This window comes from Sphingopyxis sp. Soil_C_28 (genome assembly GCF_057657055.1).
In genome coordinates this window covers 849,800-871,609 of record NZ_JBDGJE010000001.1, presented here as the reverse complement: position 1 = coordinate 871,609, position 21,810 = coordinate 849,800, and the positions used below count along the sequence as shown (strand labels likewise).

General features: G+C 63.0%; 19 protein-coding genes and 3 tRNA genes. 10 read left to right on the top strand and 12 right to left on the bottom strand.

What is annotated here, in order from left to right:
- Positions 1-60 precede the first annotated feature (60 nt).
- The 4 genes from ftsH to AC3A43_RS04025 are packed head-to-tail and all read left to right on the top strand — an operon-like array spanning position 61 to position 3,588.
- Positions 61-2,004 carry an ATP-dependent zinc metalloprotease FtsH gene (ftsH, locus tag AC3A43_RS04040; protein WP_487791243.1) on the top strand — a complete coding sequence of 648 codons (1,944 nt, stop codon included), beginning with the start codon at positions 61-63 and terminating at the stop codon, positions 2,002-2,004.
- A gap of 60 nt (positions 2,005-2,064) precedes the next feature.
- Positions 2,065-2,451 (top strand): hypothetical protein, encoded by a 387-nt coding sequence (locus tag AC3A43_RS04035; protein ID WP_487791242.1) that lies wholly within the window; start codon positions 2,065-2,067, stop codon positions 2,449-2,451.
- A 37-nt stretch (positions 2,452-2,488) separates the two neighbouring features.
- Positions 2,489-2,974, top strand: a complete 486-nt coding sequence (locus tag AC3A43_RS04030; RefSeq protein ID WP_487791241.1) for a hypothetical protein — start codon at positions 2,489-2,491, stop codon at positions 2,972-2,974.
- 8 nt (positions 2,975-2,982) lie between these two features.
- Positions 2,983-3,588: a DUF3800 domain-containing protein gene (locus AC3A43_RS04025; RefSeq protein ID WP_487791240.1), complete on the top strand. Its 606-nt coding sequence runs from the start codon at positions 2,983-2,985 to the stop codon at positions 3,586-3,588.
- A gap of 55 nt (positions 3,589-3,643) precedes the next feature.
- Here the strand turns inward: AC3A43_RS04025 and rpoZ are convergent, their stop codons facing one another.
- Positions 3,644-3,988 carry a DNA-directed RNA polymerase subunit omega gene (gene rpoZ / locus AC3A43_RS04020; protein ID WP_487791239.1) on the bottom strand — a complete coding sequence of 115 codons (345 nt, stop codon included), beginning with the start codon at positions 3,986-3,988 and terminating at the stop codon, positions 3,644-3,646.
- A gap of 137 nt (positions 3,989-4,125) precedes the next feature.
- On the opposite strand from rpoZ, the gene AC3A43_RS04015 reads away from it, so the two are divergent.
- Positions 4,126-5,316: a phospholipase D-like domain-containing protein gene (locus AC3A43_RS04015; protein WP_487791238.1), complete on the top strand. Its 1,191-nt coding sequence runs from the start codon at positions 4,126-4,128 to the stop codon at positions 5,314-5,316.
- A 10-nt stretch (positions 5,317-5,326) separates the two neighbouring features.
- On the opposite strand, the gene AC3A43_RS04010 is transcribed toward AC3A43_RS04015, so the two are convergent.
- On the bottom strand, positions 5,327-5,965 hold the full coding sequence (locus AC3A43_RS04010; RefSeq protein WP_487791237.1) for a class I SAM-dependent methyltransferase: 639 nt from the start codon (positions 5,963-5,965) through the stop codon (positions 5,327-5,329).
- 146 nt (positions 5,966-6,111) lie between these two features.
- On the opposite strand from AC3A43_RS04010, the gene AC3A43_RS04005 reads away from it, so the two are divergent.
- Positions 6,112-7,431 carry an MFS transporter gene (locus AC3A43_RS04005; RefSeq protein ID WP_487791236.1) on the top strand — a complete coding sequence of 440 codons (1,320 nt, stop codon included), beginning with the start codon at positions 6,112-6,114 and terminating at the stop codon, positions 7,429-7,431.
- On the opposite strand, the gene AC3A43_RS04000 is transcribed toward AC3A43_RS04005, so the two are convergent.
- Positions 7,428-9,749, bottom strand: a complete 2,322-nt coding sequence (locus AC3A43_RS04000; protein WP_487791235.1) for a CDC48 family AAA ATPase — start codon at positions 9,747-9,749, stop codon at positions 7,428-7,430. The two genes, AC3A43_RS04005 and AC3A43_RS04000, sit on opposite strands and share 4 nt — an antisense overlap.
- A 154-nt stretch (positions 9,750-9,903) precedes the next feature.
- Here AC3A43_RS04000 and AC3A43_RS03995 point away from each other — a divergent pair, with 154 nt between their 5' ends.
- Complete coding sequence (locus AC3A43_RS03995) at positions 9,904-10,782, top strand: LysR substrate-binding domain-containing protein (protein WP_487791234.1); 879 nt, start codon at positions 9,904-9,906, stop codon at positions 10,780-10,782.
- A gap of 42 nt (positions 10,783-10,824) precedes the next feature.
- Here AC3A43_RS03995 and AC3A43_RS03990 read toward each other — a convergent pair.
- Positions 10,825-10,899: transfer RNA gene (locus AC3A43_RS03990), tRNA-Thr, on the bottom strand.
- 118 nt (positions 10,900-11,017) lie between these two features.
- On the opposite strand from AC3A43_RS03990, the gene AC3A43_RS03985 reads away from it, so the two are divergent.
- Positions 11,018-11,146: a hypothetical protein gene (locus AC3A43_RS03985; RefSeq protein WP_487791233.1), complete on the top strand. Its 129-nt coding sequence runs from the start codon at positions 11,018-11,020 to the stop codon at positions 11,144-11,146.
- Here the strand turns inward: AC3A43_RS03985 and AC3A43_RS03980 are convergent.
- Positions 11,136-11,450 (bottom strand): DUF1905 domain-containing protein, encoded by a 315-nt coding sequence (locus tag AC3A43_RS03980; protein ID WP_487791232.1) that lies wholly within the window; start codon positions 11,448-11,450, stop codon positions 11,136-11,138. The two genes, AC3A43_RS03985 and AC3A43_RS03980, sit on opposite strands and share 11 nt — an antisense overlap.
- A gap of 4 nt (positions 11,451-11,454) precedes the next feature.
- Positions 11,455-12,474 (bottom strand): peptidylprolyl isomerase, encoded by a 1,020-nt coding sequence (locus tag AC3A43_RS03975; protein ID WP_487791231.1) that lies wholly within the window; start codon positions 12,472-12,474, stop codon positions 11,455-11,457.
- A gap of 74 nt (positions 12,475-12,548) precedes the next feature.
- Between AC3A43_RS03975 and AC3A43_RS03970 the strand changes: the two genes are divergently transcribed.
- Both AC3A43_RS03970 and AC3A43_RS03965 read left to right on the top strand, forming a co-directional pair.
- A tRNA-Ser gene (locus AC3A43_RS03970) sits at positions 12,549-12,639 on the top strand.
- Positions 12,640-12,847: 208 nt separating this feature from the next.
- Positions 12,848-14,431 carry a hypothetical protein gene (locus AC3A43_RS03965; RefSeq protein ID WP_487791230.1) on the top strand — a complete coding sequence of 528 codons (1,584 nt, stop codon included), beginning with the start codon at positions 12,848-12,850 and terminating at the stop codon, positions 14,429-14,431.
- A 158-nt stretch (positions 14,432-14,589) separates the two neighbouring features.
- On the opposite strand, the gene AC3A43_RS03960 is transcribed toward AC3A43_RS03965, so the two are convergent.
- The 6 genes from AC3A43_RS03960 to AC3A43_RS03935 all read right to left on the bottom strand — a co-directional run bounded on the left by AC3A43_RS03960 (position 14,590) and on the right by AC3A43_RS03935 (position 21,567).
- Positions 14,590-14,666, bottom strand: a tRNA-Arg gene (locus AC3A43_RS03960).
- Between the two features lie 44 nt (positions 14,667-14,710).
- Positions 14,711-15,238: a DUF1254 domain-containing protein gene (locus tag AC3A43_RS03955; protein WP_487791229.1), complete on the bottom strand. Its 528-nt coding sequence runs from the start codon at positions 15,236-15,238 to the stop codon at positions 14,711-14,713.
- A 1-nt stretch (position 15,239) separates the two neighbouring features.
- The gene (locus AC3A43_RS03950; RefSeq protein WP_487791228.1) at positions 15,240-15,815 is read right to left on the bottom strand and encodes a DUF1214 domain-containing protein; all 576 of its coding nucleotides are present in this window, start codon (positions 15,813-15,815) and stop codon (positions 15,240-15,242) included.
- A 25-nt stretch (positions 15,816-15,840) separates the two neighbouring features.
- On the bottom strand, positions 15,841-18,504 hold the full coding sequence (gene ppdK / locus AC3A43_RS03945) for a pyruvate, phosphate dikinase (protein ID WP_487791227.1): 2,664 nt from the start codon (positions 18,502-18,504) through the stop codon (positions 15,841-15,843).
- A 103-nt stretch (positions 18,505-18,607) separates the two neighbouring features.
- On the bottom strand, positions 18,608-20,689 hold the full coding sequence (gene glyS / locus AC3A43_RS03940) for a glycine--tRNA ligase subunit beta (protein ID WP_487791226.1): 2,082 nt from the start codon (positions 20,687-20,689) through the stop codon (positions 18,608-18,610).
- Positions 20,686-21,567, bottom strand: coding sequence for a glycine--tRNA ligase subunit alpha (locus AC3A43_RS03935; RefSeq protein ID WP_487792019.1), 882 nt, complete (start codon positions 21,565-21,567; stop codon positions 20,686-20,688). The genes glyS and AC3A43_RS03935 overlap by 4 nt, the downstream gene beginning before the upstream one ends.
- Positions 21,568-21,810 lie beyond the last annotated feature (243 nt).

Sequence of the window (21,810 nt, the reverse complement as noted above, 5' to 3'; positions counted from 1 at the left end):
GGATTATCCTATCTTGTCGGGATAGGAGCGCAGTGCCGCGCCGTTGAGGAAAGATTCCGCATGCAGGACGACAAGGAACCGCAGGGCAACCCCTGGATGAAGAGTGTGATGATCTGGAGCGGCATCCTGCTTGCCATGCTCCTTGTCGCCTCGATGTTCGGCGGTGCGTCGCAGCCCGCCGGCAGTCCGCTTGCCTATTCCGAGTTCCGCCAGAAAGTCGAAGAAGGCAGCGTCAAGGACGTCATACTGTCCGAAGACAAGGTCACCGGAACGCTGTCGAACGGCGAGCGCTTCACTGCCAACGTCGTTCGCGATCCCGAACTGCTCAAGATGCTGAACGACAATAATGTCAAATATGACGGCAAAGCATCCGAAGCACCCAATTTCTGGATGTACATGCTCGTCCAGTCGCTGCCTTTCCTGCTGATCCTCGGCATCGCCTTCTTCGTTTTCCGTCAAGTTCAGAAGAACAACGGTTCGGGCGCGATGGGTTTTGGCAAATCGCGAGCGAAGATGCTCACTGAAAAGCAGGGCAAGGTGACCTTCGACGACGTCGCCGGCATCGACGAAGCGCGCGAAGAACTCGAGGAAATCGTCGAATTCCTGCGCGATCCGACCAAATTTTCCAAGCTCGGCGGCCAGATTCCCAAGGGCGCTTTGCTCGTTGGCTCCCCGGGTACCGGCAAGACGCTGCTCGCCCGCGCGATCGCAGGTGAAGCCGGCGTTCCCTTCTTTACCATTTCGGGTTCGGACTTTGTCGAAATGTTCGTTGGCGTCGGCGCCAGCCGCGTCCGCGACATGTTCGAGCAGGCGAAGCGCAACGCGCCGTGCATCGTTTTCATCGACGAAATCGACGCCGTCGGCCGCCATCGCGGCGCCGGACTCGGCAATGGCAATGACGAACGCGAGCAGACGCTGAACCAGCTGCTTGTCGAAATGGACGGTTTCGAAGCGAACGAAGGCATCATCATCGTCGCGGCGACCAACCGCCCCGACGTTCTCGACCCCGCGCTGCTGCGTCCGGGCCGCTTCGACCGGCAGGTCGTCGTGCCGCGCCCGGACATCGAGGGTCGCCAGAAAATCCTCGAGGTTCACACGCGCAAAAAGCCGCTGGCCCCCGACGTTGATCTGCGCCGCGTCGCACGCGGAACCCCCGGCTTCTCGGGCGCCGATCTGGCTAATCTTTGCAACGAAGCCGCGCTGCTCGCCGCGCGCAAGGGCAAGCGCCTGATCGCCAACGACGAGTTCGAAGAGGCGAAGGACAAGGTCATGATGGGCGCCGAACGTCGCTCGATGGTCATGACCGAAGATGAGAAGAAATCGACCGCCTATCATGAGGCCGGCCACGCGCTTGTCTCGCTCCACGTCGATGGCTGCGATCCGCTGCACAAGGTTACGATCATCCCGCGCGGCCGCGCGCTGGGTGTGACGTGGAACCTGCCCGAACGCGACCGCTATTCGACCAATATGAAGCAGATGAAGGCGCGCCTCGCGCTCTGCTTCGGTGGCCGCATCGCCGAACAGCTGATCTATGGCAAAGACGAGCTCAATACCGGCGCGTCGAACGACATCCAGCAGGCGACCGACATGGCGCGTTCGATGGTGATGGAATATGGCATGTCGGAAAAACTCGGCTGGTTGCGTTATCGCGACAATCAGGACGAGGTTTTCCTCGGCCACAGCGTGTCGCGCGCGCAGAATATGTCGGAAGAAACCGCCAAGCTGATCGACGCCGAAGTTCGACGCCTGGTTGAAGAAGGCGAAAAGGTCGCGCGCAAGGTTCTTACCGACAATATCGACGAGCTCCACCTGCTCGCCGGTGCGCTGCTCGAATATGAGACGCTGTCGGGCGAAGAGTCGAAGCGCGCGATCAAGGGTGAAGACATTGGCCGCGAAGACGATGCCGACAAGCGCGGTACGCCGGTCTCCGGTCACGCGGGCGGCATTCCGCAGATCAAGCGCAAGCCGCGGCCGTTCGGCGATGCCAATCCCCAAAGTGCCTAGGTTCCGGCCTAGCCCCTTCGATTCAGGGACTATTCATTGGGTGAGGGCAAGTTGCGACATATGACCAAACGGACATATGCACGTCTCTTGCCTGCCCTGCTCGCCGCTCCCTTTCTCTGCGCCATGGCGCCCGGCGACATGAGCGTTGCCGCCTTCCTCGCGCGCGCGACGTCGCTGGAGCGGCTTGGCCCGCTCGCACTCGCGACCCCTCAGGGAAATCAGCTCAAGGGCGAAGTAGTCGCCGCGGGGAAACGCTATAAGGCTCGGATCGACGCTGAGCGGCGCGCGGGCCGCAAGACGACGAGCTGTCCGCCCGAATCGGGAAGCCTGAGCCCCGACCAATGGCTCTCTCACCTCCGCAGCTACCCCGTCTCGACGCGCAAGTCGGTCAGCGTTTATTCGGCGTTCGATGCGCTGATGAAGAAACGCTATCCCTGCCCGGCCTGATGCGCCAAAGGTGCGCACAGGACCAAAGGAGACAGCGATGATCGGCAAAGCGTGGAATGCCCTGACCTTGGCGGTCGTTCTTGCTGCCGTCACGCAGCCGGCGGCGGCGCAGGGAACCGGCGCGCTGACGAGCAAGATCGAGCTCGAAAAACTAACCCCTGTCGGCGATGGCCAGGCTGCGAAAAAGTCCTATGTCACGCCCGACGTCGTCGTTCCGGGCGACCGCGTCCGCGTGTCCCTCGCCTTCACGAACAATGGGACCGCCCCGGCGGCTGGGATCAATCTGGTCAACCCGATCCCCGAAGGTCTGTTATTCGACGACACCGCTGACGCGGCGAATTTCAGCGTTTCCATCGACGGCGGCAAGACATTCGGTTCAATCGCAATCCTGACCGTGCCCGTCCAAGACGCAGCGGCTCGGCCTGCGACAGCCGCCGACGTCACCCATGTCCGTTGGTTGTGGCCCGATGCCATCGCGCCGGGCCAAAGCCGGTCGGTCGCTTTCTTCGGGCGTGTGCGGTGATCCGCTAGATGACGATCTATTGCGATGAATCGGGCGGGCTCAATACCGGCGTAATGACTTTTTCGGCCGTGATGATGACGCCCAAAGTCGCCGCAGACATCCATGAACGCTTTCGCAGCGTTACCGGGCTGCGCGGGGAGCTCAAAGGCAGCCGTATCAGCATCGTCGAACGCGCCTATCTGCTCGAACTTTTCGACCGCGCAGGGGGGCGAGCTTGGGTTGCAGTCGCCGAGCGCGACAAGCTTGCGCAGAATCCGGACGGCACCCTGCCCAGTGATCTTGCGCTCTATGCTGCCCTCCTCAATCTGGCGATCGGCCGCTGGCTGCCCGAAACGGGCGGAGTCTGTACCGATGTTGTAATCGACGACGGGCGCTATGATCCCAAGATTCTGGGCCATGTGCGCGCAGAGATACAGGCCGGGCTTGGCCAGTGGGGCCGCGCATCGCTGGCCGACAGCAAGCGCAGCGACGGGGTCCAGATCGCCGACGTGATCGCGAACAGCTTGTTCAATATCACCGTCGGCTCGCAGCGCGCACACCGCATTCAGCGGATCATTGACCCTATGCTGGCGTCGAAAGCCATCCGCGTCGCCGAACTCACGCAACTGCCATAACAAAAGGGCCGCAGTTTCCTGCGACCCTTTTGACGATAGATAGGTTGGTGCGCGCTTATTCGAAGTCGCTGCCACCACCTGCAGGGCTGCGCGGCGGCGCAGCGGCGGTCAGGCGAAGCGCTTCGGCCGAGCGGCTGATCGAGCTGATTTCATCGGGCGTATCGTCATCATCGACAACGACCTTCTGCATCGAAACGACCAGCGTTTCCTGCAACTCCTTCGGACGCACGGTCTGTTCGGCGATTTCGCGCAGTGCGACGACGGGGTTCTTGTCGCGGTCGCGATCGACGGTCAGCTCCGAACCGCCCGAAATCTCGCGGGCGCGATGCGCCGACAACAAAACCAGGTCAAAACGGTTGGGAACTTTGTCGACGCAATCCTCGACGGTAACGCGGGCCATGTTGTTTCCTTAGATATAGGAGAGGCCAGCCTTTTTGGAGGCGTGGCGGCAAGCGCTGCGCGCTAGCAGGCCGGCGGTTCGATGTCAATCAAAGCGCTACCTTGCAGCGCCCTCCGACGCGAGCCTATGAGCGGGTGATGACCGAAGCCTGTGCCACTGTCGACTTGTCCGAACGATTGACGGCGGACGTCGCCGGTCATCGGCTGGAGTTGATCTTCGACGGCAGCGAGCGGCTGCTCCGCCTGCTCGACCTGATCAACGGCGCGGCGCACAGCATCGAGATCATCATGTATATTTTCGAGGGCGATGCGGCGGGCAAGCGCATCCTCGACGCGTTATTGGTCGCCGCAAAGCGCGGCGTGCGCGTGCGCGCTGTCATCGACAGCTTTGGATCAGGTGACACCCCATACGGCCTGTTCGAGCCGCTGCGCGCGGCGGGTGGCAGCGTCACCTTTTTCTCGCGTCGCTGGCGTTCGACCTATCTGATCCGCAACCATCAGAAACTGATCCTGATCGACGATCATATAGCGGTCACTGGCGGCTTCAACATCGCCGACGATTATCTGAGCGCGCCGCGCGGCGACTGCTGGCTCGATATCGGCATGATCGTCAAAGGGCCGACCGTCGCGCGCGCGGCGCAGTGGTTTGCAGCAATCCATGATTACACCGTCAACAATGACGGCAAAGTTCTGATGTTGCGTCGGCTGGTGCGCGAATGGCGGATCGATGGCGGCGCGGTGTCGTGGCTCGTCGGCGGGCCGACCCAGCGGTTGTCGCCTTGGGCGCGCGCGGTGCGCGCCGACCTCGACGGCGCGCGTCAACTTGACATGGCCATGGCCTATTTCTCGCCCGGCCAAGGCATGCTCCGCCGATTGGGGCGCGTTGCACGGCAAGGCCGCGCCCGGTTCGTGATGGCCGGCAAGTCGGACAACCCCGCAACGATCGGCGCATCGCGCCTGCTCTATGGCTATCTGCTGCGCAAGACAGCCGAAGTCTGGGAATATCAACCGTGCAAATTGCACATGAAGCTGATCGTGATCGACGATGTCGTCTATATCGGGTCAGCCAACTTCGACGTTCGCAGCCTGTTCGTGAACGTCGAGGTGATGGTGCGGATCGCCGATACGGCTTTTGCCCAGAAGATGCGCAACTTCCTAGGCCAGCTGCGACCGGACTGTGAACTGATCACACCAGAGTCGCACAAGGCGCGTGGCAATTGGCTGACGCGCCTTCGCTGGACGCTTGCCTGGTTCGTCGTCGGGGCGGTCGATTATACCGTGTCGCGAAAGCTCAACTTCGGGCTCGGCGATCCCGATCCGGAAGTCTGAGAGCGGACCTTCAGTCCTTCCAGCCCCAGAACAGGAAGCACGGCGGGACGTTCACCCACTCGAACGCATTGTCGATGCGATTGAAATGTGCCGCGAGGAAATCGCGCGCCCGCGCGCGGAACTGATAGACGAGGAATGCGCCGCCCGGCCGAAGCACGCGGTGCGTGGCCGCAGCGATCGCCGGGCCGACTCCGGCGGGCAGCGTCGAGAAAGGCAGGCCGGAAAGCACATAGTCCGCATGCTCGAACCCGTGCGCGCGCACGATCTCTTCGACATCGGCGGCCGATCCGTGGACCGCAACAAAGCGGCTGTCCCGGATATCCTTGCGCAGATAGTCGATAAAATCCTCGTTCGTGTCGATCGCGATCAACATCGCGTCGCCGGCCATCCGTTCGAGCACGGGCCGGCAGAAAGTGCCGACGCCCGGACCATATTCGACGAACAGCTTGGTGTTCTTCCAGTCGACGGGCCGCAGCATGTGGCGGATCAGCGTCGGTGAGGACGGAACAATCGATCCCACCATGACCGGATGCTTGATGAAGCCGCGGACGAACATGCCCCACGGCCCGAAAAAGCGCTTGAGGCTCTCGCGAAGCCGGCGGCCCAGCGGAGCTTTCTTGTCTTGGGCCTGCGCCCGCGGATTGGTCATGATGGCTTTCGCGTTGTTGCGGTTGGCAAAGGCGTGGCAAAATCGGCGCGATGGCGCAAGGAAAGAGTCTGTCTTGACTCTGGACAGACAGGCGCCCGCGTGTAGGGAGAGGCGGCGTTACCGACCACGGGCAAGGAGGGGCGAACATGGCGACGACATCGCATTCCATCCCCTCGGACCGCATGGCGGTCTTGTTTGCCGTGATGCTGGTCGCCGCCGCGGGCAACACCGCGATGCAGTCGATCCTGCCCGCGATCGGCGCAAAACTGCATATTCCCGACGTCTGGGTCAGCCTGGCGTTCAGCTGGTCGGCCCTGCTCTGGGTGCTCACCGCGCCGCATTGGGCGCGACAATCGGACAAGCGTGGGCGCAAAGCGCTGATGGCACTCGGGGTTGTCGGCTTCCTGTCTTCGATGGCGCTCTGCGGGCTCACACTCTGGGCCGGGCTGGAAGGCTATATCGCCGCGGGGGTCACGTTCATCATCTTCGCCGTCTTTCGGAGCCTCTACGGCGGCTTCGGTTCGGCATCGCCACCGGCAGTTCAGGCCTATGTCGCCGCGCGCACCGATCCGGAGCAACGCACGCAGGCGCTTTCGCTCGTCTCGTCGTCCTTTGGGTTAGGCACGGTCATCGGCCCCGCGATCGCGCCCTTTTTCATCCTGCCGATCGTCGGGCTTGCAGGCCCCCTGCTCGTCTTCGCACTGATTGGTCTCGTGGTGCTGCTGATGCTGCGCTGGCGCCTGCCCGACGACGTGCCCCGCTATGCCGCGCGCGGCAATATCGCCGCCTACCCCACCGCCGCGGGGTCACCCGAAACTGCGAGCGACGAAAGCGAAGACGAAATCGTCGATCCGTCGGCCGCTGCGGCCCCTCCCCTCCGCTGGACCGACACGCGCGTGCGCCCCTGGCTGCTCGCCGGGCTGTTCGGCGGCCAGGCACAAGCGATGGTGCTCGGAGTGATCGGCTTTCTGATCCTCGACCGGCTGCATCTGCGCCTCCGTCCCGACGAGGGCGCGGCGATGACCGGAATCGTGCTGATGGCAGGCGCCTTTGCAACGCTGCTCTCGCAATGGGGGTTGATCCCGATACTGAAAATGTCGCCGCGTACCGCAGTGTTGTGCGGTGCCAGTCTTGGCGGCGTCGGGACGGTGATGATAGGCCTGTCGTACGACTTCCACGGCATCATCATCGGCTTCGCGCTCGCCTCGCTAGGGTTCGGACTGTTTCGCCCGGGCTTCACCGCGGGCGCCTCGCTATCGGTGCCTCGCCGTGATCAGGGCAGCGTCGCGGGGATGACCGCATCGATTAACGGATCGGCCTATATCGTATCGCCCGCGGTCGGCGTGCTGCTGTATAACTGGCACCCGATGGTTGCTTACGGGTTGATGGCCGGCTTTTGCGGCTGGCTGGTCCTGTGGGGCTGGTCGGCGCTGAAACCGAACCAGCCCAAGGAACAGAAGCTTTAGTCTGCCGTATCGTCGTGCTTGCGCTCGCGAACGGGCTTGAGCATGCCGGGCGCGAAAAAGCCTATCGGATCGACACTCATCGCGGCCTGTTTGATCTCGCCCTGGATCTTCTCATAATCCTTTTCCATCGCCTCGGTTACCGAGGCGCGGGTGTCCGTCAGCGCCGCCTCGAAATCGTCCATCGTCACAGTCTCGCTGTCGAGCGATCGCTTGAGCGCGGCGAGCCCGGCGCGACGTGTCAGGTCCTCCAGATCGGCACCCGTAAAGCGGTCCGATCGTTCAGCCAGAACGGCCAGATCGACATCTTTCGCGAGCGGCATTTTGCCGGTCTGGATTTCGAGGATGCGGCGGCGGCCCTCCTTGTCGGGGACCGCAACATAGATGAGTTCGTCCAGACGGCCCGGACGAAGCAACGCCGGGTCGATCAGGTTCGGGCGGTTGGTGGCGCCGATAACGACAACCGACTGCATCTCCTCGATCCCGTCCATCTCGGCGAGGATCGTGTTGACGACGCGCTCGGTTACTTGCGGCTCGCCTGACGTGCCGCTGCCGCGTGCTGGCACCAGACTGTCGAGCTCATCGATGAAGATGATCGTCGGTGCCACGGCGCGCGCACGCGCGAAAAGTCGCGCAATCTGCTGCTCGCTCTCGCCATACCATTTCGACAGCAGGTCCGACGATTTGATCGAAATGAAATTGGCGTCGGATTCGCGCGCTGCGGCCTTGGCCAGCAAGGTCTTGCCGGTTCCCGGCGGGCCGTAGAGCAGGAAACCCTTCGCTGGCCGAATGCCGAGCCGTCGGAAAGCCTCAGGATTCTTCAAAGGCAGTTCAATCCCTTCGATCAACTTTTCGCGCGCGGCGTCAAGCCCGCCAATGTCGCTCCAGCGCGTCTTGGGCGCCTGCACCATCACTTCGCGCATCGCGGAGGGCTGCACGCGTTTTAGCGCATTGTTGAAGTCCTCGCGCGTGACGCGAAGCTCTTCGAGCACATCGGCCGGAATCGTGCCTTCGGCGAGGTCGAGCTTCGGCATGATCCGCCGCACGGCCTCGATGGCGGCTTCGCGCGTGAGCGCCGCCATATCGGCGCCGACGAACCCGAAGGTCGTGCGCGCCAGCTCTGCAAGGTCGACGTCTTCGGCGAGCGGCATACCGCGCGTGTGGATGCCCAGTATCTCGCGCCGACCGCTCTCGTCGGGAACGCCGATCACTATCTCGCGGTCGAAACGGCCCGGACGGCGCAGCGCCTCGTCGATCGCATCGGGACGATTGGTCGCCGCGATGACGACGAGGTTGAGCCGCGGCTCAAGCCCGTCCATCAGCGTGAGAAGCTGCGCGACAAGACGCTTTTCGGCCTCGCCCTGCACCTGCCCACGCTTCGGCGCGATCGAATCGATTTCGTCGATGAACAGGATCGACGGCGCCGCCTTTGCCGCGGCCTCGAACACATCGCGCAAACGCTTTTCGGACTCGCCGTAGGCGCTGCCCATGATTTCGGGGCCGTTGATCAGGAAGAATTGCGCGTCGCTTTCGTTGGCGACCGCACGCGCCAGCCGCGTCTTGCCCGTCCCCGGCGGCCCATGCAGCAGCACCCCGCGCGGCGGATCGACGCCGAGGCGCTGGAACAGCTCGGGATAGCGGAGCGGCAGTTCGACCATCTCGCGAAGCTGATCGATCGTCTCTCCAAGCCCACCGAGATCGTCATAGGTGACGTCGGTGCGCCGCGCGTCCTGCGGCTCCTGATATTCGGGAAGCAGTTCGATTTCGGTATTTTCGTCGATGAAGACGACGCCCTTGGGGGTCGCCGATACGACAAGAAGACGCACCTCGGCGAGCGCATAGGCGGGCGCGTTGAGCATCTGGCGGAGCTGCGGCGGCATATCGCCCGACGGCAGGCGCTGCTGACCCGCGGTCGCAACCGTATCGCCTGCGACCACCGGACGGCCAAAGAAGCTGCGCTTCAGAGCATTCGCCGACCCCTGAAGACGCAGATTTTCCTGCGCCGGTGCAAACACCACGCGCGTTGCCGGACGCGCTTCCACACGGCTCAGTTCCACCATATCGCCGGCACCTGCGCCCGCATTGGCGCGCTGCAACCCGTCGAGGCGGATGACTTCCAGCCCCTCGTCTTCGGCATAGGGCAGCACGACGCGCGATGCGGTTTGCCGCTTGCCGCTGATCTGGATGATGTCGCCTTCGGTGACGCCGAGTTCGGCCATGACGGAGCGCGGAATGCGTGCGATACCACCACCGCTTTCCTCGGCGCGAGAGTTCGCAACCTGCAGTTTTACCTGTTTTTCTTTTACCGCTGCATCGGCCAAGGCGTGTCTCCCGCAAAATGGTCAGAATGCGAAGATAGGAAGGTGGTTCCCGATTTGCGACCCCTCCTGATCGCAATCGGCCCGCGCCAATTTATGCCGCACTGCACAAAATTGTAGAATCTCCCGCAAGCTCATGTCATCATCGGCAACCGATATGCCACGCCTTCCTCCCCTTAGCAGCATGGAAGCCTTTCAGGAGGTCGCCCGCCATGGCACCGTCAAGGCCGCGGCGATCGAACTCGGCCTGTCGATGCCGGCGCTGTCGCGTCGCATCCAGACTCTCGAGCATGCCGTCGGGCGTCCGCTGTTCAACCGCCATCACCACGGCCTCAGCCTGACCGAAGCAGGGCGCACATTGCATGAGCAATTGTCGCCGATCCTCGACGAACTGCGCACCGTGATCGGCCAGGTCGGCAGCCCCGACGCATCGCTTCGCCTGCACCTCAACGTCCTGCCGCTGTTTGCGCAGCAACGCCTGTTTCCGCGCCTTCCCGAACTGCGGCGCAAACATCCAGAATTGCATATCGACATCGACACCATGTCGCACGCCGAAGCCCGGTTGGGCGAAGGCATCGACGCGGCGATCGCCCTCGCTCGCTCGATCGATCCGGCGCTCTATGCCGCACGGCTCGATCAGGACAAGGTGTTCCCGATTGCTTCGCGGACACTGGCCGACGGTGACCGCGCGATCACGGTTCCCGAACAGATGCAGCGGATGACGATCCTGCTCCACCGCGAGATGCCCGAGACCTTCACCGAGTGGAAAAAGGCGATCAGCATGCCCTATCTGGAACCGGCCGGGATCGATTATTTCGATTCGGGGCCCTTGATGCTCGAAGCCGCGGCGCAGGGGATCGGCGTCGCTTTCATGCATGGCCATCACTTCGATGATGCGCATGACCCGCGGCTCATCCGCCTGTTCGATTTCGACGTCGACAGTCCGTACAGCTATTGGTTCGTCTGCCGCCCGCGCGCGCTGCGCCAGCCGGCAGTCAAGCTGTTCCACGACTGGCTGCTTGCGGCGAAAATCTGAGCGTTGCGCTGCCGCGCAAGCCGGTTCTGAAATCAGGAAAAATGGTGCTGCTGGACAGGATTGAACTGTCGACCTCGTCATTACCAATGACGCGCTCTACCACTGAGCTACAGCAGCAACCGGTGCGCCTGCAAACGCATGTTTGCTGGGCAGGCGCGGCCTATGGCGGGGCGTCCTTCGCCTGTCAAGGTGCGAGACTTGACGATGCGGCAATTTCGCGGGCATGGCTCTTTACGTGAGCAAGCTGCCTTCCCCCGCCGACATCGAACGCGAGCGCCGTCTGGCCGAGGCCTTGCGTGACAATTTACGCAAACGCAAAGCGCAGGCGCGCGACAACAAAGCTGAAATCCCGGCTAAAGACTGACCGTTACCGTCACGTCGTCGCCCTCGAAAAGTTCCTCGGCCTTTCGAACTGCGGCCTTCACCGGCAATAGCCAACCGCCGCTTTCCTTGTGAGGAAAGACGGATGTTTTCCAACATGTCCCGCCGATCATCGCCTCGACCCGTGCCGATCCAAATCCCTTACGTCCGTCGAGCCACTGTCCGCCTATCGCCGCAAGTCGGATGCCGTCGGCCACTTCGCCAGCGATCGTGACGAAGAACCACGCCGCAGGGGCCGTCGCCGATTGCCAGCGCCAAAGCGGTGCCGTGACGGTGAAATCTTCCACGCCGCTACTTTGCGGCAACCGGACGGACGGGTACTGGAATGTTGCAGATGTCCGCGCCGCCGGCAGGTTTGATGAAGAACGGATCGCGCCGGTTTTCACGCGCCTCGGCATAGCGCGCGAAAGCGTCGCTCTCGGTCGAAAGATATTCGAAGCGCGGTTGCTGTGCGGCGGGCAGCTCGGTGGCGACACGAATCGATGTTATTCCTACGCGTTCTGCCGCATCCTCATAAAAGCCGAGCGCGCCCGTTCCGCGTGGCAGGCTGGACAGATGCTCGATCCCGCTGATCACGCGGCCAACAACCGCAATATTGCGGTCGAGATGACGCGGCGCGTGGCCGATGACGGTGTAAAGTTCGGCTCCGCTTCCCGCATCCGGCGACAAATTTCGGCCTACCCCAACGGCGGCGTAGCAATGGAGCGGCCATACATCGATTTTGGAAACGAAAATTCCACCGTCCTTCACATCGCCCTTTAATGCGAGCGGCCAGCCCTTCCAGAACAGGTTGCCAGAGCTATAGGCATCGTCGCCCTCCTGGGCCGGGCCCACCAATATGCCTTGCGACGCTCCATCCAGCGGCGACAGCTCGATGTTCCATTTGCCTGGCATGCCCCGCCTTGCCAATGACTTGAATCCGACGGTGTAAGCCTCTTCGCGCGTCACCGTGAGCCCCGTCGGCAGTGCCTTCTTCTCGGTCGCATCGCCCCATTGCGCGACATAATTGTCCTGCACCCGGTTGATGCTGGTGCCGTCCCACCAGTGCGCGGCGGCGAGTTTACGGATATTGCCGATCCAATCTTGGCTAAACGGTGCGGGCATCAGCTGGATGACGACACGGCGCGGCTTGCCCCTGGCATCCGGCGCGAGGTCCATCACGAGCAGGTCCGACGGCGCAATCGCGATCCAGTCGCTTGCGGGTGCGGCGGAGGCGATCTCTCCCGGCGACGGGATCGGTGCGGGCTCCTCAGCGGAAGCGGGAAGGATGAGTGACGCGGCCGCAACGGCCATCAGGAGCAGATGTTTCATGACCGATGTCTGCCACGCCCAATCGGCTTGCGAAAGCCCCGCCAAGCGATTAGGGCGCCCGTTCCAGTGCATGCGGAGCGGTGGCCGAGTGGTCGAAGGCGCTCGCCTGGAAAGTGAGTATAGGTCAAAAGCCTATCGTGGGTTCGAATCCCACCCGCTCCGCCATAATATCTTGATGTGATATTCAAATTTTCCCGGCAAGCGGTGCGGCAACCGAGTTCGGCGGCAGCATAAAAATATATTGGCCTGCTGCAGATTGTGGCGCGGGTGTTTATATTCATCATTGACGATATGGCGCGCCCTCGTCGGCGGGGCAGGATATTTGCGCGCGGCCGAATGATGCGGAGCGCGATGGCGCCGGGAGAATGAGCGAGTGAAGCCTCCGTATCTTGACACTTTGGCAGGTCTGACTGCGACGTCCGACGGAGAGGCATTTGCCGTCGATGACGGCGATGGCAGCTTTACGATCTATTTGAACGACGACGGCGTTGCGGTCGCGCATCGCAGGCTGGCGACGATGCTGGGCCTTGCTTCTGCCATGGGCGGAGCGATCGCTGGCAATGGCGCCGCAGCGGCAGCGAGCGATGCTTCGACAGCAGATCGCCCGCGCATAAGGGTCGAGGACTATGGAAGCATCCAGCAAGCGTTCGACGCCGCCTCGACACGGGGGGCTGATCTGCATTTTCGTGCCGGCAAGACCTACGCGTGGCCAATTTCCGGGGTCAGCGTCGATCGCAGGGTGAGGGTCGTGGCGACGGGCGCCCGTATCGAGATCGCCGCGCCCGTAACCGCTCTGACCTTCAACACCGGCGCCGACGGCAGCGAAGTCGATGGCGGCCAGTGGGTTTACACGGGACCGACGATCAAGGGCTACTCCGCCGGCAGCAATGCGATCCGCGTTTCCGGAACACGCAACGGCGCACGAAGCGCGCCGACCTTCATCCAGAATGTGTGGATCAGGAACGCCATCTTCGATGGCTTCGGCAATATCGCCGTCGAGTGGCGCTTCGCCTGGCACTGTGGCGACGAGAATCTGCGCTGCCTTAAATGTGGTTATGCCGGCGTCTATTGCTACTCGGTCGAAACTTACCGGTCGACCCGGCTTTTTGTAAGCACGCTCGCGGGCCAACTCGACACGGGCCAGCCTTCAACGAGCGAGCTCAATGCCTATGGCTTCACCGCCACGGCGCTGACCGGTGGCACCCCCGATCGCATACGCGACCCTTACAGCCGCGACATTGTGGTCGACAGCCCCACCATTCGTAACGTGCCGACCTGGCATGCGATCGACAGCCACGGTTCCGATGCGATGGTCGTCCGGAATGCGACCATCACAGATTGCCGCCGGGGGGTCGTGTTCACCGGCCTTTCGGACCGGGGAACGACCAACAGCGCTGCGATCGGCTGCACCGCGACGAACAATTTTTCAGCATCCGATACCAACGCGAATGGTTCGCCCAAAAAGGGCGAGGCGTTCTGGGACGTCGGCCCGTCCAGCGCCCACCGCAACCGATTCAACAGCTTTCCAAGTTGCACGGCCTTTGGCCATGGCAACCCCGTCTCCGACGACGGCGCGATCACGATCGGGAACGCCGACGATGGAACATATAATATCTGGGACGAGCAATCGCAGCGCGTCGGATGGAGGATTGGCAGCAATGTCGCCCGCGCGACGATCGACGCGCAGACCACGAACGTCCGTCATGCGACCATAAACCCGTCGGTGGCGCGCATCGAGGGCCATGATATCGGCTTGCGGATCGTCCGTTGGCGATCGGGCGAGCGCGATGCTTCGATCGACAAGCACGTCATGGTCAACGGCCTGATCGTAGCATACACCAACACCAACGCGGCGATTTCCTTTGGGGACTTCGATCTGACCGATTGCACCGCGGGTGAAATCCTCTCGTCGAGAGGAGTGAAGATCGCCGCCAGACTGAGCGGCCTGTCTCGGTAAGCGGACCGAGCAGCCCGGACCTCAGGCGCAGGCCGAGCCACGGGGCCGTCCGGTCGCCCTCAGAAACAGACGCACATGCTGCCGAGAACCGGCCAGCAGTACTCTATAGGGGAGAAATCCAAAGCCTCCGGCGCTTTCAACAAGCTGCTGGAAGGAAATGGTGCACCCGGAGCGATTCGAACGCCCGACCCTCAGATTCGTAGTCTGATGCTCTATCCAGCTGAGCTACGGGTGCGTGGAGAGGCGCCTTTAAGGGGCGTCGCGCGGGGGCGCAACCCCCTATTTCAGCTTTGTGACCGTGGCGCACGACGATTGTCGGCGTACCACGTCCAGCGCGCCAATTTCCGCGGGGTCTTTCAGCAAAAGACGGATCAACGCGATGCCATGATCATGGTTCGTGCGCACGATCTCGGCGCCCTTCGGCACAGCCTGTCCCTCGCGGGCGACGATGATTCGAAATGGCTTCGTGCCTGCTTCGACATCGTTGCGCACGAAAATCACGTCGGTCGCGGCGTCGAAGATGCTGAGCGATGTATAACGGCCCGACACCGGCGCAACATCGATCGCGATCGGTCCTGCCGACAGATCATAGGGGCAGCTCGAATAAGCCAGATCGGGGCTCGGCCGCACGACCGGCTGGCGTTCCGGTGTCGCGAGATTGCCGTAGGACATGGTGTTGGTACCGCCCTGCCCCAACCGGTCGATTGCGACATTCATCAGACCATAAGGGATCGCCCAAATGGAGGCGTATGCGGTGCCCGCGGCGACCAGAACGCCGAGAAGGAGCGGACCGAGCCAGTTGCGCATCTCAGCAGCCCTCCTTGACGATTCGCGGCAGCACCGCCTTCGCAGGATCGGCGCGGAAACCCTTGCCGGGGTTGTACATTCGCAACGTCAGATGAAAGGGCTGCCCCTTCGTTCCGGGAAGCCAGGCGCCCGCTACAGGCTTCGCCGGCGCGATTGTGACGCGCCACTCGCCCTTGGCATCGAGCGCGACATTCGCGCCGTTCACCGACCAGATGTTCGCAGGGTTCGCGACAAGATAGCCTGCCTCGTCATAGATGGTTACGCTCCACCACCGGGCATCGAGCGGCGTACCCGACAGGCTATAGCGGCAATTGCCGTCGAGCTTCGCGCCCCCAGCGTCGGTCTTCGCCGACCAATAGACGGTTTCCGTCGCCGGCAGCGCGAGGAGCCCGGCGCGCGCCACCGCGGCGCGGGTGATCGGGTCTGTCGCCTTCGTGCCGAAGCCGAGCGACGTCGTCCATGGACCGTTGACGATCGCGCCGTCGCTGAGACCGCCGCCGGTGATCCACCAGGCCGCGCCGAGCCCCGCCGCTATCCCGCCCACCAATGTGATCGCATAGCGGTGCCAGCTCTTCATGCGCGCCCTCCCCGTTTTCGCCCCGTTATTTGCCCTTTTTCAGCGCAGCCTGAGCGGCCGCGAGGCGGGCGATGGGGACACGGTAAGGCGAGGCGCTGACATAGTCGAGACCCGTCTTTTCACAGAAGTGGATGCTCGGCGCGTCGCCGCCATGTTCGCCGCAAATGCCCAGCTTGACGTCGGGACGCGTCTTGCGGCCGCGCTCGGCCGCCAGCTCGATCAACTGCCCGACACCCTCGACATCCAGACTGACGAACGGGTCGGTCAGGAAAATGCCCTTGTCGACATATTGCGTCAGGAAGCGGCCCGCGTCGTCGCGGCTGATGCCGATCGTGGTCTGCGTCAGGTCGTTGGTACCGAAGCTGAAGAATTCGGCGGTCTCGGCAATCTCGCCCGCCATCAGCGCCGCGCGCGGCAGTTCGATCATCGTACCGACGAGATAAGCGATCTCGCGACCCTTTTCCGCGAACACAGCTTTGGCCTGTGCGTCGACGACCGCCTTCATCAGATCGAATTCGCGGCGCGTCGCCACCAGCGGGATCATCACCTCGGGGATCGGCGCGGCGCCGGTTTCGGCAGCGACGTCGCACGCCGCCTCGAAGATCGCACGCGCCTGCATTTCGTAAATTTCGGGGTAAGTGACGCCGAGGCGGCAGCCGCGATGGCCGAGCATCGGGTTGAATTCGTGCAGCTCATTGGCGCGCGCCTTGAGCGCTTCGATCCCGACCCCCGCAGCCTCGGCCACATCGGCGAAATCCTCTTCACGCGTCGGCAGGAATTCGTGAAGCGGCGGATCGAGCAGGCGGATGGTGACGGGAAGCCCCGCCATCACCCCGAAGATCGCCGCGAAATCGCCTCGCTGTTCGGGGAGCAGCTTGGCGAGCGCGGCGCGGCGGCCGTCCTCATTTTCGGCTAAGATCATCTCGCGCACCGCGGTGATACGCGCGGCGTCGAAGAACATATGCTCGGTGCGGCAGAGGCCGATGCCCTCGGCGCCGAAATCGCGCGCAACCTGGGCGTCCTGCGGGGTTTCGGCGTTGGCGCGCACCTTCATGCGGCGGACCTGGTCGGCCCACACCATCAGCGTGCCGAAATCACCGACGAGTTCGGGAAGCAGGGTCGGAACCTCGCCGGCCATCACTTCGCCCGTCGAGCCGTCGAGGGTCAATATATCGCCTTCGCGCAGTTCGCGTCCGCCGACGCGCAAAATGCGCGTCGCGCCATCAATCGACAGCCCGCCCGCACCCGATACGCAAGGACGGCCCATGCCGCGTGCGACAACCGCGGCGTGTGACGTCATGCCGCCGCGCGCGGTCAATATGCCCTTTGCCGCGTGCATACCGTGAATATCTTCGGGTGAGGTTTCGACGCGAACGAGGATTACGGCCTCGCCCATTTCGGCTGCCTTTTCAGCGCCATCGGCTGTGAACATGATCTTGCCCGACGCCGCGCCGGGGCTTGCGGGAAGACCCTTGGTCAGCACGTCACGCGGTGCCTTCGGGTCGAGCGTCGGGTGGAGCAGCTGGTCGAGTGCGCCCGGATCGACGCGGCCAACGGCCTCCTCCTCGGTGATCAGTCCTTCGGCGACCATTTCGACCGCGATCTTGAGAGCCGCCTTAGCGGTGCGCTTGCCCGAACGCGTTTGCAGCATCCACAAAGTTCCGCGTTCGACGGTGAACTCGATGTCCTGCATATCGCGATAATGGGTTTCGAGCGTGTCGAAGACGCGGCCGAGTTCCTCGAAGGTCTCGGGCATCGCTTCTTCCATCGATGCCGGCTTGGCACCCGCCTTTTCGCGCGCGATCTTGGTGAGGTACTGCGGCGTGCGGATGCCCGCGACGACGTCTTCGCCCTGCGCGTTGATCAGCCATTCGCCGTACCAGGCACGCTCGCCGGTCGCGGGGTCGCGGGTGAACGCGACGCCGGTTGCCGAGGTGTCGCCCATATTGCCGAACACCATCGCCTGGATATTGACCGCGGTGCCCCATTCGGCGGGGATCGAGTTCAGGCGGCGATAGACCTTCGCGCGGTCGCTTTCCCAGCTCGCGAACACGGCGCCAACCGCACCCCATAGCTGGTCGTTCGGCTCCTGCGGGAACGGCGCGCCGGTTTCACGCTCGACGATCGCCTGATATTCCTTGACCAGCGCCTGCCAGTCTTCAGCCGACATCTCGGTGTCGAGATAGAAGCCCCTGTCTTCCTTGGCGATTTCCAACGCTTCCTCGAACTCGGCATGGTCTAGGCCCATGACGACGTCGGCATACATCTGAACGAAACGGCGATAGCTATCCCACGCGAAACGCGGGTCGCCCGACGCGTCGGACAGGCCAACGACAGTGCGGTCGTTGAGCCCGAGGTTGAGCACGGTGTCCATCATCCCCGGCATCGACACGCGCGCGCCCGAGCGGACCGAGACGAGCAGCGGATCGGCGGGATCGCCGAACTTCTTGCCAGTAATCCCCTCGATATGGACGATGCCCGCAGCGACCTCTTCGATCAGGCCCGCAGGGAATTGTTCGCCATTCGCATAATAAGCAGTGCAGACGTCGGTGGTGATCGTGAAGCCCGGGGGCACCGGCAGGCCGATCGAGGCCATTTCGGCGAGGTTCGACCCCTTGCCGCCCAGCAATTCCTTCGACCGTTCGGCCGTCGTCGCGTCGCCGCCGAACAAATGCACCATCGTCGTCATCTTATGCTCCTGCTGCCCCGGGGAGGAGGTTGCGGCTGGATAGGGTGGAGAATTGTTATCGTCGATTCAGTTTTACTTCGTTCGCTGCAAAGTTGCCGTAACGTCAGCCCTCGATCTTCGAAAAATCCGCCACGCCATGCACCGCGCCGGTAAATCGGGCGAGCAGGCCGAGACGATAGGCGCGGACCGCTTCGTCGGGGTCGTTGACCATCACGCCGTCGAAAAAGGCATCGATCGGCGCGCGGAGCGAAGCGAGTGCTGCCATGGCGTCGGTGAAGCGTTCGTCCGTGACCGCGGCGGAGGCCGCAGGCTCAGCGGCGTCAAGCGCAGCGAGCAGCGCGGCGTCGGCATCGGTCGGCGGCGTCGCCGCGGCTGTAGCGCTTACCTCGCCCGCCTGCTTAAGGATATTCGCCGCGCGCTTGTAGCCCGCGAGCAGATTGGCGCCGTCCTCGGTCGCCAGAAATGCTTGCAAGTCTCGAGCGCGAGCCTCGGTGCGATCGAGCCGGGTGTCATCTCGGCTGTTCCACTCGCGGGAAGCCTGCACCACATCTGCCGATATGCCAGTTTCGCGCAGTTGGACCGCCAAGCGTTCCGTCAAAAAGTCAGGAATCGTTGTTAGAATTTTGCGATCAGCGATCTGCTTTTCGTTCAATTGGGCAGCCGGATCGCTTTGACCAAGCCATTGGGTCGCTGCGGCGTCAGTCGATAGCTTCAACCCATTTTGCAAAATTAGACGCAGCGAAGAAATGCCTGCACGCCTAAGCGCGAACGGATCTTTCGATCCGGTCGGAAACATATCCTCGCGGAAGAAGCCAAAAAGCGTATCCAGCTTGTCCGCCAGCGCTACAGCCACCGTAACCGGCGCGGTGGGCACATCATCGCCCTGCCCGACCGGCTTGTAATGGTCGCGGATCGCGTCGGCGACCGCATCGGGCAAGCCTTCGGCGCGGGCGTAATAGCCGCCCATCAGACCCTGTAATTCGGGGAATTCGCCGACCATTTCGGTGACGAGATCGGCCTTCGCCAATTCCGCAGCCAGCCGCGCGAGCGCGGGGTTGCAGTTGGGGACGATGCCTTCGCTCGCCAGCCATTCGGCGAGCTTCGCGACGCGTTCGACCTTGTCGGCGACCGTCCCGAGCTTTTCGTGGAAAGTGATGCGGTCGAGCTTTTTGGCGTGGTCTTCCAGCTTGGTCTTGCGATCCTGTTCCCAGAAGAAGCGCGCATCGGACAACCGCGCTGCCAGCACCTTGCGGTTCCCCGCAACAATCTCTGTCCCGCCGTCGACCGCGGCGATGTTCGCGGTGCAGACGAAGCCGTTCGCGAGCTTGCCTGCCGCGTCGTTCACGACGAAATATTTCTGGTTTACGCGCGCCGTCAACTGGATGACCTCGGGCGGCACTTCCAGAAACGCTTCGTCGAAGCGGCCGAGCAAGGGCACCGGCCATTCGGTGAGGCCGGCGTTCTCGATTACCAGCCCCTCGTCCTCGACGAGCGTCAGCCCGGCGTCGGCAGCAGCCTTGGCGGCGCCGTCGCGGATGATCGACTGGCGTTCCTCATGGTCGACGATGACGTGGCAGGCGCGCAGCTTTTCGGCATAGTCGGACGCCGAGCCGATGGTGATCTCGCCCGGGCAATGGAAACGGTGGCCACGCGTTGCGAAACCGGCAGAAATCCCGCTAACTTCACACGGAATCAACTCTTCGCCGAAGATGGCAACGATGCCCGACAGCGGGCGGACCCAGCGCAGGCTTTCGCTGCTCGCGCTGGCCTTGCCCCAGCGCATCGACTTGGGCCAGGCGAAGGCGCGAATGATTGCGGGGATCGCCTCGGCGAGCACATCGGCGGTCGCGCGGCCGGGCTTGTCGATGACGGCGAAATAGACACCGTCGCGGTCTTCGAGCTGGTCCTGCGTCAGGCCGGTCTTGCGGAGGAAGCCTTCGAGCGCCTGCGGCGGCGCGCTGCTGCGCGGGCCTTTGAGTTCCTCGCTGACCGCGGCGGTCGCTTCGGGCAGGCCTTTGGCGATCAGCGCGAGGCGGCGCGGGGTCGACCAGATGGTGAGGTCGCCGGCTTCGAGGCCCGCAGCGGCAAGCTGCGCACGGAACTGCTTTTCGAGTTCGGCGCGCGCGCCGGCCTGCATGCGGGCGGGAATTTCTTCCGAGCGCAGTTCGAGAAGGAAATCGGTCACAGCGTCCACCCCGGATATTTTGCGGTCCAGCGTTCGGACTGGCTGTCGATCCACGCCTTGCAGCTGCCCTTTGCGAGGTCGCGGACGCGGGCCATATAATTGGCGCGTTCCTGCACGCTGATCACGCCGCGCGCCTGAAGCAGGTTGAAGAGGTGGCTTGCCTCGATCGCCTGATCATAGGCGGCGAGCGGGACATTTGCGGCGATCGCGCGCTGGCATTCGGCCTCGGCGGCCTTGAAACCCGCGAACAGCGTGTCGGTGTCGGCAACCTCGAAATTCCATTTCGAGAACTGCTTTTCATTCTCGAGGAAGACGTCGCCATAGCTGACCCCCGGCACGTCACCGACCGGGTCGGAAAAGCGCAGGTCGTACACATTGTCGACATTCTGGATATACATGGCGAGGCGTTCGAGCCCGTAGGTGAGCTCGCCCGCGACGGGCTTGCAGTCGAAGCCGCCCATCTGCTGGAAATAGGTGAACTGGGTGACTTCCATCCCGTCGCACCAGACTTCCCAGCCGAGCCCCCATGCGCCGAGCGTCGGCGATTCCCAGTCATCCTCGACGAAGCGGATGTCGTGAAGCAGCGGGTCGATGCCGATCGCGGCCAGCGAGCCCAGATATTGTTCCTGCAGGTCGGCGGGCGACGGCTTCAAAATGACCTGATATTGGTAATAATGCTGGAGCCGGTTCGGGTTCTCGCCATAGCGGCCGTCGGTCGGACGGCGGCTCGGCTGGACATAGGCGACATTCCACGGCTCGGGGCCGAGGCTGCGCAGCGTCGTCGACGGATGGAACGTCCCTGCCCCGACGCGCATGTCATAAGGCTGTAAAATCGCGCAGCCGCGCGCCGCCCAATAGGCGTGCAGCGTCAGGATCATGTCCTGAAAGCTGAGTGGTGTCTTGTCCGCCCCGTCGGCCACGGCCGCAATTCCTTCGCAGGTGCAAAAATCGTCGCCGCATTGGCGCAGCAGGGCGGCACGGTCAAGGCTCCCCGCCGATTGCTCGACTATGAAAAGGCGCGCTTTAGTCAGGTCTCCAAAACTTTTTGTAAGGTGTTATTGACACAGTCAGCGAATCGCGACATATAGTCATGCATACCTGACATGAAGACAGGTTCACAT

Bases quoted from the DNA above. Each gene is read 5' to 3' on its own strand.
- AC3A43_RS03955 (WP_487791229.1), bottom strand. From the start codon at position 15,238: ATGCGCAACTGGCTCGGTCCGCTCCTTCTCGGCGTTCTGGTCGCCGCG.
- ppdK (WP_487791227.1), bottom strand. From the start codon at position 18,504: ATGACGACGATGGTGCATTTGTTCGGCGGCGACGCGACGACGGCCGAA.
- AC3A43_RS03975 (WP_487791231.1), bottom strand. From the start codon at position 12,474: ATGAAACATCTGCTCCTGATGGCCGTTGCGGCCGCGTCACTCATCCTT.
- AC3A43_RS03995 (WP_487791234.1), top strand. From the start codon at position 9,904: ATGCCACGCCTTCCTCCCCTTAGCAGCATGGAAGCCTTTCAGGAGGTC.
- AC3A43_RS04035 (WP_487791242.1), top strand. From the start codon at position 2,065: ATGACCAAACGGACATATGCACGTCTCTTGCCTGCCCTGCTCGCCGCT.
- ftsH (WP_487791243.1), top strand. From the start codon at position 61: ATGCAGGACGACAAGGAACCGCAGGGCAACCCCTGGATGAAGAGTGTG.
- AC3A43_RS03950 (WP_487791228.1), bottom strand. From the start codon at position 15,815: ATGAAGAGCTGGCACCGCTATGCGATCACATTGGTGGGCGGGATAGCG.
- AC3A43_RS04025 (WP_487791240.1), top strand. From the start codon at position 2,983: ATGACGATCTATTGCGATGAATCGGGCGGGCTCAATACCGGCGTAATG.
- rpoZ (WP_487791239.1), bottom strand. From the start codon at position 3,988: ATGGCCCGCGTTACCGTCGAGGATTGCGTCGACAAAGTTCCCAACCGT.
- AC3A43_RS03935 (WP_487792019.1), bottom strand. From the start codon at position 21,567: ATGATCCTGACGCTGCACGCCTATTGGGCGGCGCGCGGCTGCGCGATT.
- AC3A43_RS04030 (WP_487791241.1), top strand. From the start codon at position 2,489: ATGATCGGCAAAGCGTGGAATGCCCTGACCTTGGCGGTCGTTCTTGCT.
- AC3A43_RS04005 (WP_487791236.1), top strand. From the start codon at position 6,112: ATGGCGACGACATCGCATTCCATCCCCTCGGACCGCATGGCGGTCTTG.
- AC3A43_RS04010 (WP_487791237.1), bottom strand. From the start codon at position 5,965: ATGACCAATCCGCGGGCGCAGGCCCAAGACAAGAAAGCTCCGCTGGGC.
- AC3A43_RS04015 (WP_487791238.1), top strand. From the start codon at position 4,126: ATGACCGAAGCCTGTGCCACTGTCGACTTGTCCGAACGATTGACGGCG.